At 58.1% G+C, this 14,072-nt stretch carries 8 protein-coding genes; 3 read left to right on the forward strand and 5 right to left on the reverse strand.

Going from position 1 to position 14,072, the window contains the following annotated elements:
- Window positions 1-6: 6 nt before the first annotated feature.
- From ACN0WW_RS14695 to ACN0WW_RS14715, 5 genes are all read right to left on the reverse strand, one after another.
- Complete coding sequence (locus ACN0WW_RS14695) at window positions 7-2,187, reverse strand: TonB-dependent receptor (RefSeq protein ID WP_417613623.1); 2,181 nt, start codon at window positions 2,185-2,187, stop codon at window positions 7-9.
- 13 nt (window positions 2,188-2,200) lie between these two features.
- Window positions 2,201-2,935 carry an aspartate/glutamate racemase family protein gene (locus tag ACN0WW_RS14700; protein ID WP_417613624.1) on the reverse strand — a complete coding sequence of 245 codons (735 nt, stop codon included), beginning with the start codon at window positions 2,933-2,935 and terminating at the stop codon, window positions 2,201-2,203.
- A complete protein-coding gene (locus tag ACN0WW_RS14705; protein ID WP_417613625.1) occupies window positions 2,935-4,038 on the reverse strand; it encodes a DUF917 domain-containing protein in 1,104 nt (367 codons plus the stop codon). Before ACN0WW_RS14705 ends, ACN0WW_RS14700 begins: the two co-directional genes overlap by 1 nt.
- Before the next feature lie 5 nt (window positions 4,039-4,043).
- Window positions 4,044-5,597 (reverse strand): hydantoinase/oxoprolinase N-terminal domain-containing protein, encoded by a 1,554-nt coding sequence (locus ACN0WW_RS14710; protein WP_417613626.1) that lies wholly within the window; start codon window positions 5,595-5,597, stop codon window positions 4,044-4,046.
- 137 nt (window positions 5,598-5,734) lie between these two features.
- Window positions 5,735-8,170 (reverse strand): response regulator transcription factor, encoded by a 2,436-nt coding sequence (locus ACN0WW_RS14715; RefSeq protein WP_417613627.1) that lies wholly within the window; start codon window positions 8,168-8,170, stop codon window positions 5,735-5,737.
- 291 nt (window positions 8,171-8,461) lie between these two features.
- Between ACN0WW_RS14715 and ACN0WW_RS14720 the strand changes: the two genes are divergently transcribed.
- The 3 genes from ACN0WW_RS14720 to ACN0WW_RS14730 are packed head-to-tail and all read left to right on the forward strand — an operon-like array spanning window position 8,462 to window position 14,071.
- Window positions 8,462-10,759, forward strand: a complete 2,298-nt coding sequence (locus tag ACN0WW_RS14720; protein ID WP_417613628.1) for a TonB-dependent receptor — start codon at window positions 8,462-8,464, stop codon at window positions 10,757-10,759.
- A 28-nt stretch (window positions 10,760-10,787) separates the two neighbouring features.
- A complete protein-coding gene (locus ACN0WW_RS14725; protein WP_417613629.1) occupies window positions 10,788-12,422 on the forward strand; it encodes a carboxylesterase/lipase family protein in 1,635 nt (544 codons plus the stop codon).
- An 11-nt stretch (window positions 12,423-12,433) separates the two neighbouring features.
- Window positions 12,434-14,071 (forward strand): AMP-binding protein, encoded by a 1,638-nt coding sequence (locus tag ACN0WW_RS14730; protein ID WP_417613630.1) that lies wholly within the window; start codon window positions 12,434-12,436, stop codon window positions 14,069-14,071.
- The last annotated feature ends 1 nt before the right edge of the window (window position 14,072 follow it).

Consider the following 14,072-nt stretch of genomic DNA (forward strand, 5'->3'; position numbering starts at 1 on the left):
AGACATCTAGAAACTGTACGCGATATTGAATCCTGCCGTTCGAGGAGGACCATATTGGCTGGTCCACCCTATGCTCGTGTTGAGCGCCTGCGTACGGTAAAGACGATCGAAGATGTTCTTGACCCATATTGACGCTCGCCATTGCTCGTCAAAGGATAGGCCGATTTCGGCATTGCCCAGGAAATAGCCGCTTTCAACCGCTTCCGCCGGACTACGAACGATATCGAAGCGGACACCGCTCTGGTAGTTACCCGAGACGGTAATGTCTGCTACGGCACGATCGGAAACCGACCACTCATATTTCACCAGGCCATTGAGCGTCAGCTGGGGTGAATTCGGCAGGACGCTGCCCTTGGTAACGCCAGCAACCACCGACTTGGTGACTTCGGTATCGATTAGGCCTGCCCCGAAGCGGACATCGAGCCCATCGGTCGGTCGCCATCTAACGTCGGCTTCGACGCCCATCACCCGCGCATTGCCGACATTGGCGATACCGTACAGCACACCGAGCGGCGAATCGAACAGCGGGCCGTAGATTTGGGCATTGCGATATTCATAGTCGAAAACCGCAGCGTTGAGCTGAAAATTGGGAAACAGCCGCGTCTTGATGCCCAGTTCATAGGCAGTGAGTTTTTCATCACCAAAGGGCTGGAGCACGGTCGGATCAAAGGTCAATTGCCCCTGAAAACCCCCAGACTTGAAGCCCCGGCTTACACTCGCATACACCAGCGTGCGGTCACCCGCCTGGTAGTTCAGGCCGATCTTGCCCGACACATTCGAGGTCGAATAATCATTGCGGACCGGCGCAAACAGGTTGGAACAGGCTCCGGCGGTACAAAGCAATGTTGTCGCCTGATCGAAGATCTTTTTCTCTTCGGTATAGCGCAGCCCGCCGATCAAGGTCAGCTTCGGCGCGAAAGTCCATTCCGCGTGCACGAATGCCGCATAGGCATCGGTGCGCTGGCGATAGGTGTTGCCAATCGTATCCAGTCCCGCAAGGCCAAGAAGCGGCAGAAGATCGGGAGCAAAAAACAGGTCACGGGTAGTAACCGTGTCGTGCGAATAAAAGGCGCCACCGATCAGGTCGAGGTCATCTCCATCATAGGCAAGGCGAAGCTCTTGCGAATATTGATCGATCTTGTTGTCATAGGTCGCGTCGAGATAGCTTAGCGAGGTCCCGTCCGTATCTTCGACATGTAATCTGGTGAAATGTTCATAGGCGCTGATCGATGTCAGGGTCACCTGGGGACTGATCGACCAATTGGCAGTGAGCGACAGCCCGCTGGATTCCAGCTCCATATAAGGATCAATTCCTGCTCCGGATACCCGCGGCTGGCTGGCAAAGGCATCCTCTTCGGTGGTGAGGACATTGTCTGCCTTGTAGAGAGTCACATCGGAATGGTCATAACCCTTGTGGGCGTTCAGGAGCAGGTCGAAACTGTCGCTTGGTTCCCATTGCAATTGCAGTCTGCCATTGGTGCGATCAACTTTGCCGATGCGATTGCCGGTTACATAATTGGTCTGCGGTCCGGATTCCTGCTGAATTGTCTGGAGCGCGAATCTGGCGGTCAGAGTGGAGGTCAGGGCACCACCGACGGCACCGTCGAGATGCCAGCGGTCGTAGCTTCCGTATCCGGCTTCAATCTGTACTTCAGTGGTGTAAGAGGGTTTGCGGCTAATGATATTGACGGCGCCGGCGGTGGTATTGCGGCCGTACAGATCGCCCTGCGGTCCCTTCAGTATCTCAACCCGGTCGATGTCGAAGAGCCCGAAGGACAGCATTGCGGGGGATACAAGATAGACATTGTCGACGTACATGCCTGCCGCAGGATTGTTGTTGGCGGCATAATCATTCAAACCAATGCCGCGAATGCTTACATTGACGATGCTATTGGCAAGCACATTCTTGATCTGCACGTTCGGCGTGATCGCAGCCAGGTCGACGATTGATTGCGTGCCTGCGGCTTTCAGATCGCTTCCGGTCAGAACGTTGATCGTTACACCGACATCATCCGCGCGCTGTTCGCGTCGCTGGGCGGTGACGACAATTTCGCCCAGACTGTTATCACCCGCTTCTGCTTCCGCCTGTTCGGCAGTGGTCTCTTGAGCGAAGGCCGGTGCGGCACAAACCAGACTGCCGATGGCGATGGCGAGGCTGCTGGTGGTGCGAATATATCTCATGGTCATGGTATGCTTCCCCCTATATTTTAATGTCTGGATAGCCCTTGAGATCCTTCGACCTCGGATGTGCGAAAGTGCGTTTGCTGTGGGTCAGGCCTGCGCGGACAATGCCAGCGGTGACGCACACGGTTGCCGGGATCGGATCAATCACCGGCAGGCTATGTCCTCTTGCCTTCAGTGCTTCTTCGACCGCTTCGGCGCAGCCAAGAAAGCCCGTACACCCCAGAACGATCGCGTGCGCACCATCCTGTTCGACTGCGGTCACCGATGCCTCTGCCAGCTCTTCGGTCAGTTTTTCAGGGGCTGCTTCGAGTTCAAGCACCGGTATGTTGATGACCCGCACCGACGCCAGCTTGTCGCTTGTGCCATAGACTTTGGCCAGATTTTCGATCATCGGAACGACGGAATCGAGCACTGTGACAACACTATATGTGTGGCCCAGCATGGCCGCGAGGTGCATCGAGGTTTCCGACGGCCCCATAACCGGGATCGAGACAGTTTCCCGCGCCGCTTTCAGGCCAGGATCCCCCATGCAGTCGATTATGATGGCGTCCGCGCCGGATCGCTCGGCGGCCATGGCTTCTGCTACAATACCCGGAACCGACATGGCTTCATCGAATTCGCATTCAATCGAAACCGGCCCGCTGGCGATCAGGGATTGCGTAATCGAAAGCTCAGCGCTGTTCAGATCGGCGACATCTTCCAGCGTCCGGACGCCTTCGGTTACGATCGGTGTAATGAGATGTATGCGCATCAGATCAGGTCCTTTATCAGCTCGGCCAATGGTATATATTGCTGGTCGAGCCCAAAGCATTCTGGCCCGACAACATCGAGTGCACGCTCGGTGGTGAGCAGTGGTGGCGCGCTGCAGGCGACCACCGCGACGCGCTGCCCATAGGCCAAACGTTCGGTCGGAATCGCATGCGCGGTTTCGAGATCAACAATAGTAACAAGATCGGGGACCACGCAGCGCAACTGGCCATCGACTGTCACCAGCAGATTTTCGTTCTGAAACTGCAATTCCGCAGCTCCCGAGCCGTTCATCGCCGATATCGAGCAGTTGCCAAACACCCATCCTTTGGACGTGTCGCGTTCGAGACCGGTGATCTTTCCCTGAAAGATGACCGCCGCGTCTTTGTAATATTGGTGGTCACGCAATGCTGTGACCAAGCGGTCAAGGGGCGAACGCGGATCGGAGCTACGCGCAATTGCGCCCCCGATCTCAATCGCACCCGAGAGCGTTTTCGGGATGGCTGCGCGCCGTGCTTCGACTCCGGTCATGGCGTAGCAGGACATGCAAACGCTGGCACCCATCGCTGCGGCGACAGGGCGGGACAGCTCCTCCGCCTTGAGACCTGTCGTGGTCTGATAGAGCACGCTGTTGCCGTGCTCGTCGGCAATTGTCAGCGGCGCACAGGCGACCCCTTCGATGTTGAAGCTGGTCATCTGGAGAGCGGGAAAGGCGCGTCCCATGCCATCGCCATCGACGATCGGAAGTCCCCGCATCGCCGCATAGGCAACTGGCATCATCGAGTTGCAGCCGCCGATTTCCGCGGAGATGATTGCGCTGGCCTGCCGGTCCAGAAAACGCTCAAGGGTCGCAACGGCCCGATGTTGATCTTCAATCGAGAAGAGCTTTTCGATCATCACCGTGGGCGCACCCAAGGCGGCCGCGACGAAAATATGATCCTCATCCTTGAGCTCATCGACCGAAATGACGGGAACAGGCCCATATTTGGCGATCGCTTCCCGGCATAATAATGAACCGAGATAGGGATCTCCGCCGCCGCCCGTGCCAAGGAAGGAAGACCCGATCGCCAGATGTTCAATATTGTCGAGCGTGATTGCAGAGACCATTTTTCTCATTCCCCCATAGCCAGGTCGCCGACAGCGCGGCAAACGACGCGAGTGGCGCCTCCGGGCAGATATTGCAGCGGTACGGCCTCGATATTGACGGTTTCCACGCTGTCCGGCTCAGCGCCGGCGCTTACCGCATCTGCCTTTGCCTGGGCTTCTGCGTCGGCGAGTGCCGCTGACCGTTCCAGCGCGTCAGCGATGTTGTAGATCCGGTCGACTTCGCCGCTAACCTGTCCGATGGCCGCACCGATGGCATTGGCAACACCGGCATGCTCCGGATGCAACATTTCGGAAACACCTTGCGGGGTTTCCGAGACAAGCACCGAACCGCCGCCGACCAGAATCATCGGAATATCGCCCGGCATGGTCTTCATCCGGTCGATGGCGTCGTCGATCAGATGACGGATGGCCGCGCGCGCGCCGGATACCAGAGCCGGAGAGAGCCCCGAAACGCGCTCCGGGTCGCCAAAGGATATCTGTCCGCTGGCAACCGCTATGTCGCTTGCGGTAAGCGTATCGCCGCCAAAAATCCGCCCTTCGCTGAGCAAGCGGTAGCCCACCGAATCCGGGCCGACGGTGACGGTGTCGCCGTCCTCACGAACGCGGCTTCCGCCGCCCAGGCCGATCGACAGGATGTCCGGCATGCGAAAATTCGTCCGGACGCCGCCGACATCGACATGGACCGTCGACTGGCGAGGAAAGCCGCCCATCAGGACTCCGACGTCTGAAGTGGTCCCGCCAATATCGACGACGATCGCGTCACTGGCACCGGTGAGCCATGCTGCACCACGGATACTGTTGGTTGGACCGGCTGCGGATGTCATTACCGGATAGCGCTGCATATAGTCCGCGCTCATCAGCGTGCCGTCATTCTGGCTGATATAAAAGGGTGCCGTGATTCCCTGTTCCTGCAGGGCGCGTTTAAAGGCTGCGGTGATGGTGGCGGCGAGCGGCCTGAGGCTGGCGTTCATGATCGCCGCGTTTTCGCGTTCGAGCAGACCGACGCGGCCGAGTTCGGAGGACAGTGACACTTCCATTTCGGGCGCAAGTTCGTGGATCAAGGCGGCGGCGCGGGTTTCGTGTTCCGGATTGAGCTGGCTGAAAATGCAGGAGACCGCGATTTGGCTTATTCCGTTCGCGCGTGCTTCCGTCACCACGTCGGCGATCGCCGCTTCGTCGAACGGAGAAATTTCACGGCCGTCAAACTCAAAGCCTCCGCGTACCATCGCGGAACTACCGCAAACCAGATCCCTGAGATCTTCGGGCCATGCGGAGAATGGCGGAATACCCCGACCCGCAGGAAAGCCTATCCGTACGGCGTAGACCGGAACAAGTTCGCGGCGCTGGATGAAGGCATTGGTAAAATGTGTGGTGCCAATCATTACCGCGGTGATTGCGCCGGGCTTGATATCGCATTCCGAGATTAGCGCGCCAATGGCCTCGGAAATTCCCGAGCTTACGTCGCTGCTGGTGGGCCGCTTTACCGCGCCCAGGACTTTCTTGCCCGACAGCAGGACGGCATCAGTATTCGTTCCCCCGACGTCCACGCCAATTCTCATCAATATCCTCCACTGGATGAAGGATCGAGTGTATCGCTTGGCGGGACTGGCTCAATGCCGCTGGTTGGGAGGTTGCTGCCTCTACCCAGTAGTTTTAAATATATGGACCTAATTCAGACCTACTGAAATGAGTAGGTTCAGGCGGCCAGTTCTAAATCGCGCGCTGCGGCTACGGCAGACAGACGATCATGGACGCCCAGTTTTTTGAATATATTCTTGAGATGAAAGCGGACGCCATGTTCCGATAGATTAAGATGACGGGCGAGCTGCTTGTCGGACCCGCCGGAACTCAATAATCTCAAAACTTCCAACTCCCGGGTGGAGAGCTTTCCACTGGCGATGCTTTGTCGGTCTCTCAGGCGATTGAGCAGGTTGTCAACAAAGCCCAGCTCAAGCTCTGTAAGGTCGGGATCCTCTCGCAGCTCCTGCAGCACAGGAGTCAGCTTTCTGCCACCGACCTCGCGGAAAATCTGGCGCATGCCCGTTGCAGCTCCGATCGCGATGGCGCTCCGCACCATTGTTCTGGCGCGGCGGTCTTCACCCGCTACGATTGCCATGACGGAAGCAACGAGCAGATAGCGCAAACGGGATCGTTCAAGGCCGCGATTCGCTGCCTCTTCAATCGACTCTTCGAGCAATTTTTGCGCCTTTTTGCGTTTCCCGTCGAAATAGAAGCGATAGGCCCGTGCGATCGTGAATACTTCATGCTCCTGCCAGCTGCTTGTCCGCGAGACTAGCGGTATGTCCCATGAGAGTTTGGAAATGACCGACGGTTGATCCTGCAGGCAGGCCTCACCGCAAACGCAGAGTCTGATCGCCATCAGCAGGTCGGCGACGCGCGGCAGACCCTGTGCCTGCAATTTGCGCGCTTCATCCTCAACGGCCTCAGACATGGCGCCGATCCCGTGATCTGCGATGTTGATCCGGATCATGGTTTCATAGGCGGCAAAATATATGTCGAACCACGCTTCCGCTTCCGGCATCCGGTGCGCGGATTTTTTGAGCGAATTGCGGGCAGTGGTAAGACGTCCCGCCTCAAATTCGATCGAGGCGCTCAAGGCGGCAAGAACCGTTTCGACGCCGATGTCGCTTGGGAAATCCCGTTTCCATCGGGTCCGCGCCTCGGAAAGACAGGTTCTGGCGTTCTTGAGCTTGCCTTGGGCAAGATTGATCGAGGCTTCGTGCATCAGCAGGAACATCAGATTATAGTGGGATGAAACCTTTTTTGCCTGCGCGCGGGCATCGTTGAGGTTCGCTACCGCGGCATCAAAGCGCGCGCGCTGGCAGTTCAGGATCGCCGATAATGTTGCGAGAAATGTACGCATCGCGGCGTCGTCCGCTTGTTCGGTAATCAGGTTGCGGATCAGTTCGAGGTCGCCCGTGCGCTCAAACGAACAGCCATAGACCAGCAACGTCACGCGGACGATTTCGAGGTCTTTGGTCAACGGATGGCCTGGGCCAACTTCCTGCTCAAGGGACTCGAACAGATCCTGGGCGGCATTGATCCGGCCGGCCTTCATATGGACGATGCATTCGATCATGCGCAGGACGATGGAGCTGGCGATGTCCTCCGGGTTCGAGTTCTCCAGCAATTCCCTGAGCACAGAAAAGCCGTCGACGATCCATATTCTCAGGGCGCCATGGGCGTGGGCGTAATCGCGTATCCGCCGGGTATCTCCTGCCATACGGGCCAGACCGGCTGCCTCGGCCAGTCGGCCCTTGGCCGAACACTGGTCAGCCATGGATACCAGCAGCCCAACCCGCGTTTGCTCGTCAAACTTCTCCACCGCATCGCGCAGCCAGACGCGCAGCGCGCTCTGCAAAATGATGCGGTTCTCCCGCCGATCGATCAGTCCCTTAAATCGAAAAGCGAGGTCTGGCAGAATCCGGCCGTCATTGCGGTGACCGGCAATGGACGTAAGAAAGTCGATATCGGCGACCTCGAGCAAGCTGGCATGGACCAGCGCCGATTGCTCCTCCGCCGAAAGCAGGGGCAGAACCTCCTGATCGATAAATTCCCCAAGCCGGCTTTCGCGCACGATATCGAGGTCAGTCCAACCGGCGACACCGTCCTGGGAACTGGCTGCCCAAGCGCACAACAGTTCTGTGGCGATGGGCCAATCCCCGACGAGCGCACGAATACGCGCCCGGATTTTCGCCTGCGGTATCGATTTCAGAATTTGGGTGACCACCTGCGGTCGCTGACGGATGGCAGCGACATCGAGAATATCAATCGAGCATCGGGTGGCAAGCCGCGCCAGCGGAAAATCACCGGGTTGCCTGATCGTCATTATGACCCGCGGGCCGGAGCTGTCGGAGCTGATCCGTTCCATGGCCAGACCGAGAAAATGTCTGTCGGTCAGATGGACATCTTCGATTATTGTTACCCGTGCCGGTTCACAGAGCAAGGCATTTGCCGCCGCTCGGGGGTCCTCAAGATGCTCAATCTGACCAAAGGCCACAGGTGCCGATCCGCTATCCGCCAGAATGCGCTGCGCCGCTGCGCGCGCCAGCTGATTCTTGCCGAAGCCCGGTGGTGCACAAAGCACCACAATCGACCGGCCCGCGACCAAGCGATCTACAATCTTGCTTTGATGTCCATCTGATAATAGCGGCAGCGTGACCCTTGCCTCCTGGAATGTGCAAGATTTTTTCTACTACCAGGTAGCCGGACATTGCAAGTCGTGCTTTCCAGCAGCCGGATTCCAACCCGGAAAGCAGAGTAGGGATGCTCCTATCCGACCGCGACAATCGAAAATATTATATTCACACACACGAGAGTGAATGTTGACTTGTGAATCAAATCGGGACATGACGAGTGGGTAATCGACCGCATCACGAGTCGAATTGTAGGGAGAGAATGAATGAAGGCTCAATTTCTAGCGTCCGCATCTGCGGTCGCCCTGTTCGCGATACCGGCAACCGCCTCGGCTCAATCGAGCCAGCCAAACGCTGAAAGCACCGCGAAGAACGAGCGACGCGATACCAAAGAAATCATCGTGACCGCGACTCGCCGCAGCGAGCGGATTCAGGATATTCCGATCAGTGTCACGGCCTATGACCAACAGGATCTGGACGATCTCGGCATCGTCGGTTTTGAAGGCATCGCCCAGAATACGCCCGGCATTGTGGTCAACCGACCAACCCAGAATTTCAACAATTTCACCAGCCGCGGAATCAATACCAACGGCTATAGCGCAGGCCTGCAGAGCGCGGTCGCGATCTATGTAGACGAACTGCCGATCTCGGCGAACGGCAACTCGACGATCCTCGATCCCAATCTTTACGATGTCGAGCGGGTCGAGTTTTTGCGCGGGCCGCAGGGGACGTTGTTTGGTTCAAACTCGCTCGCCGGTGCCATGCGGATCATTACAAAAAGTCCTGATCTGGACGAGTTTCAGGCGTCCGCCAGTGTCGACATCGGCCTGACCGGCTCGAGTTCGGTGCGTCAGCGGTATAATGCCATGATCAATCTGCCGATCATGACGGATGAGCTGGGCCTGCGCGTCACCGGCTATTACCGCAACGAAGATGGTTGGGTCGACAATATCGGGACCGGCATCAAGGATTCCAACAGTCTCGAAGCTTATGGCGGTCGCGCGACGCTGCTTATGCAGCCGAGCGACCGGATGAAAGTGAAGCTGCTTGTGTCCTATGAAAACAGCAAGCCTGCGGATTCGGCGCTGACCAATCCCAATCTCGGTAAATTCGTGCGCCGTTCGGACCGGCCGGACCTGTTTCAGGGGGAACTCACCAACTATAATGCCACGATCAATTACGAGTTTGATTTTGCCGAGCTGATCAGCTCGACGACCCTGTCCAATTATGATGCATCCTTCTATGTCGATCTGGCTGGTAGCTATGACCAGCGCTTTCCGTTCGCTCTCGACGCCTATGGTTATGATGATCTGTTCGTTCAGGAAACCCGGCTGGTGTCCCGCGGTACAGGTCCTTTCGAATGGGTTGCGGGTTTCTTCTATTATGACAAGCGCCGGACCGTCGATTTTGCTTATCGCTCGACTGAAGAATATCTGGCAGCCAATGGCCTCACAGGGCTTGCGGACGAATATTATCAGCGCTTCAACAGCTATACCGACCAGAGCGAGATCGCCGGTTTCGGCGAGCTGACCTATCGGTTCAGCGACAGCTTCTGGATCACCGGAGGTTTGCGCTACGGCAATACGAAGGTGCAAAGCTTTACGCGGGGAGGCGGCTATACCAGCAACTATCTGACAGCGGCCTATTGCCGGGAATTCTTCCCGGCCTGTGGTTTTTTCTTCCCGCCGCTTACCGTGACTCCCAACGCCTATGCCGAGGGACTGAAAGTGTCTGACAATCGGCTGTCCTGGAAGGCCAGCGCCTCCTGGAAGCCGAATAGCGACCTCACGACTTATGCCACTGTCTCGACCGGTTTCCGAACTCCTGTTGTGAATGCGCGCGCCGGACTGGCACCGCCGACGACGGCACCCAATGATCTGGTCATCCCCGACGGTGCGGATTCGGACAGCGTGACCAACTATGAAGTCGGGATCAAGGGCAGCTGGCTGGGCGGCAACCTGACCGCCAATCTCGCAGCTTATTATATCGACTGGAAAGATATCCAGGTGCAGGCCAACCGCGTATCGGATTCGATCCAGTTCGCGACCAATATCGGTGGCGCCGAAAGCTATGGTCTGGAATTCGAGTTTCTGGCGCGCCCGGTTGCGGGTCTCAGTCTGGCTGTCAACGGATCTTTCAACCGGGCCAAGGTCACCGAGCTGTCGGCGGTTGAAGCGGCCATCTCTGGTGCTGTCCCAGGTGTCCGCCTTGCGTCGCCGCATTTTCAGGGTTCAGGCACATTGCGCTACGACTTTTCGGTCGGCAGCGGCAATACCGCTTTTGCTGCCATTAACGCGTCGCACGTCGGTTCATTCCCGAACCAGTTCCCGAACGTACCGGGCGACCCTACGACCATCAGCCCGACCTATGATTTCACCGATGCGTGGACCAACGTCAATCTCTTCGCCGGGGTCAAGCTGGGCTCGCTCGATCTGACCGCTTATGTGGAGAATATATTCGACAGTTCATCGATCACCTATATCCACCCCGAAGCGTTTCTCGATGGCCGCTATGCGCGCATGCGGCCGCGGACTGCCGGCATTCGTGCCAACTATCGCTTCTGATGCAAAGCCCGAGAAAGGATGAGACCCGATGATCCGTCGGTTGCCATATTTTGCTCTGTTGCTAGCGGCTTTGCTCCCGGCTCAAGCCTCCGCCAAGTCTCCCTTGGTGGAGGCGCCGGCGGGCCCCGTGCGCGGCTCACTGGAAGGCGACCTGCACGTGTTTCGGGGCATTCCCTATGCGGTGCCGCCAGTGGGGGAGCGGCGCTGGGCCGCGCCGCAACCGCTGCCTGAGCACGACGGGATTGTCGAAGCCGACAAATTCGGACCCGCTTGCATGCAACCGGGTCCGCGCGGGCCGAGCATCTATGCATGGGACTTGCCGTCGATGAGCGAGGATTGCCTGACCCTCAACATCTGGGCTCCCGAAGATGCAAAAAATGCTCCGGTATTTTTCTGGATCCACGGCGGCTCGCTACAGACCGGATCGGGCGGGGATCCGCTTTATGACGGCAGCGCGCTGGCCGAACGGGGCATCGTCGTGGTGTCGATCAACTATCGGTTGGGGCCCCTCGGCTATCTGGCGCATCCTGCGCTGAGCGCGGAATCGCCGGATCAGGTTTCCGGCAACTATGGTTTGCTCGACCAGATCGAGGCCCTGAAATGGGTCCGCGCCAATATTTCCGCGTTTGGCGGAGATCCGGAACAAGTGACCATTGCGGGTGAATCGGCCGGGGCGCTCAGCGTAATGTATCTGATGACGGCACCGCAGGTGAAGGGGCTGTTTCACCGGGCGATCGCCCAAAGCGCCTATACGGTTTCAGCGCCCGCCTTGCGCGAAAACCGCAATGGTATGGTCGCCGCCGAGCAGCAGGGGCTGGCGCTTGCTGAAAAGCTGGGAGCGACAGATCTCGCCGCCCTCCGCGCGATGGACGCGAAAGATATTGTGAACAAGGCTCCGGCAGCAGGCTATTTCCCTTTTCCCAATATTGATGGCCAGACCGTACCAAGGCAGCTCGTTGACAGCTTTGACCGCAACGAACAGGCACCGGTTCCGATCCTGGCCGGGTTCAACGCCGGCGAAATCCGTTCGTTGCGCTTCCTACTCGCCAAGCCGCCGGCCAATGCCGCTGCCTATGAAGCCGCGATCCGGGCGAATTATGGCGAGTTTGCAGATGCTTTTCTGGCGCGCTACCCGGCGAAAGATATCGAACAGAGCATGCTCGCGGCGACGCGCGATGCGATGTACGGCTGGACCGCACAGCGTCTGGTGTCCAATCAGGCGGCCCTCGGTCAGCCCGCCTATCTGTACTATTTTGATCATGGCTATCCGGCCACCCAGAAATGGAAATTGCACGCATTCCATGCCGCCGAGCTGCCGTTTGTCTTCGATACGGCAGGCAAAACACCGCCGCTGTGGCCGAAAATTCCCGACAACCTGGCAGAACGGAAAATGATCAGGGCGATGGGAGACTATTGGGCGAGCTTTGTCAGAGGAAGCATGCCGCAGGCAGCTGGGCAAGCCGACTGGCCGGACTATGCGCAGGACAATGGCTTCATGCATTTCGCCGATAGGCCGCGCGCCAGCCACAAGCTGCACCCGGGTACGGCTGTGCTCCACGAAGCGGTCATGTGCCGTCGCCGGGCGGCTGGCGATATTGCCTGGAACTGGAATGTCGGCGTGGCCTCTCCGCCGCTGCCCGCCGAGACCGAGGGCTGCCAATGATTCCCGGTGCTATGCAAGACTATAGCCTAACCATCGATAAGTTCATTGATCACGCCGCCAAATGGCATTCCGGTTCTCAAGTTGTTACGGCGACCGGTGACGGCAGTGCCTCTGACGTGCAAAGACCGGTCAGTCGCACGAGCTATGCGCAATTGCACGCGCGGGCAAAACAGGTGTCCAGCGTGCTGGCGGCAAATGGCGTGAAACTGGGCGATGCGGTGGCAACTCTGGCATGGAACAGCCAAGCGCATTTGGAGTGCTGGTATGCTATCATGGGCATGGGCGCTGTCTGCCATACGCTCAACCCGCGGCTGGATATAAAGGATCTGGCGGACATGCTCTCGCAGTCGCGTGCCAGAATATTAATTGTCGCAGCAGATATGACAGAGGCAGCGGAGGCAATCCGCTCGCGCGTCAGCGGGATTGAATATATCTTGGTCATAGATGTAGAGCAGGAAAGCGAGGTAAGATCCTCTGGTGGTGGGACGGATCTGGAATCGCTGATCTCCGAAGCCAGAATGGATGTCCGCTGGGGCCAATTTGACGAGAATTCTCCCTGTGGACTCTGCTTCACGTCCGGCACCACAGGGGCACCCAAGGGCGTCACCTATACCCATCGAGCGAATTACCTCCACACCATGCGCCAATTGCAGGCGGACGTGTCCGGCATTGTGGCGAGTGATGCCATACTCGTTGCGGTGCCGATGTTTCACGCCAACGCCTGGGGCCTCCCGTTTGCTGCACCAGCCGTCGGAGCTAAGCTCGTGCTGCCCGGCAAAGTCACCACCGGGAAAGCGCTTGCGGAGCTAATTGTGCAAGAAGGGGTGACATTAGGCGTCGCCGTGCCGACGCTCTGGCTGGCGCTCTATGATTATCTGGATGAGAGCGGCACTAAATTGCCGTCTCTCAAACGGATCATGGTCGGCGGGGCGCCGATGCCGCCCGCTCTTATGCAGCGGATTGAAGCAAGCGGCGTCATATTGCAGACCAGTTGGGGCATGACCGAGCTGTCGCCGCTGGGGACCGCAACAGTGCTTTCCTCACCAAACCGTAGCCCGGAGACCGTTGGTCGACCAGCGATAGGCATTGATCTGATGCTGGCCGATCATGAAGGGCGCACTTTGGAGCAGCAGCGCGGAGTCGAAGGACATTTGTATGCTCGCGGCCATTCGGTGCTCGACCGGTATCTCGGCGAGAGGACAAGTGCTTGCACCAATGGTTGGTTTCCAACCGGCGATCTTGCGATGATTGACGATGCCGGACTGTTGTCGATCACCGGGCGGTCGAAAGATCTTATCAAGTCTGGCGGAGAGTGGATAAATCCCTCCATCCTGGAGGCGCATGTCGCCGGATTGCCCGGCGTCGCCCATGCCGCGGTGATTGCACGGCAAGACGCAAAATGGGGCGAGCGCCCGCTATTGGTGGTGGAGACGCGCGGAACGGACAGGTTGTCCGACGCAGACCTGCTCGCTGCGCTGCATGGTAAAGTGCCGCGATGGTGGTTGCCAGACGCCATCGAACGTGTCGCCACCATGCCGCTTTCACCGACTGGAAAGATCAATAAGTTGCTTTTACAGGATCGATATAGCACAGCCGAGGCGAGCTCGGGAGCGTCGGACGCTCTCGAAAGCCTTGAGACGAGGGACTAAA

Source organism: Parasphingorhabdus sp., from assembly GCF_048269865.1.
GTDB lineage: Bacteria > Pseudomonadota > Alphaproteobacteria > Sphingomonadales > Sphingomonadaceae > Parasphingorhabdus.

What these genes read in the sequence shown, in the direction of transcription:
- ACN0WW_RS14695 (WP_417613623.1), bottom strand. Translation starts at nt 2,187, where the DNA reads ATGACCATGAGATATATTCGCACCACCAGCAGCCTCGCCATCGCCATC.
- ACN0WW_RS14700 (WP_417613624.1), bottom strand. Translation starts at nt 2,935, where the DNA reads ATGCGCATACATCTCATTACACCGATCGTAACCGAAGGCGTCCGGACG.
- ACN0WW_RS14705 (WP_417613625.1), bottom strand. Translation starts at nt 4,038, where the DNA reads ATGGTCTCTGCAATCACGCTCGACAATATTGAACATCTGGCGATCGGG.
- ACN0WW_RS14710 (WP_417613626.1), bottom strand. Translation starts at nt 5,597, where the DNA reads ATGAGAATTGGCGTGGACGTCGGGGGAACGAATACTGATGCCGTCCTG.
- ACN0WW_RS14720 (WP_417613628.1), top strand. Translation starts at nt 8,462, where the DNA reads ATGAAGGCTCAATTTCTAGCGTCCGCATCTGCGGTCGCCCTGTTCGCG.
- ACN0WW_RS14725 (WP_417613629.1), top strand. Translation starts at nt 10,788, where the DNA reads ATGATCCGTCGGTTGCCATATTTTGCTCTGTTGCTAGCGGCTTTGCTC.
- ACN0WW_RS14730 (WP_417613630.1), top strand. Translation starts at nt 12,434, where the DNA reads ATGCAAGACTATAGCCTAACCATCGATAAGTTCATTGATCACGCCGCC.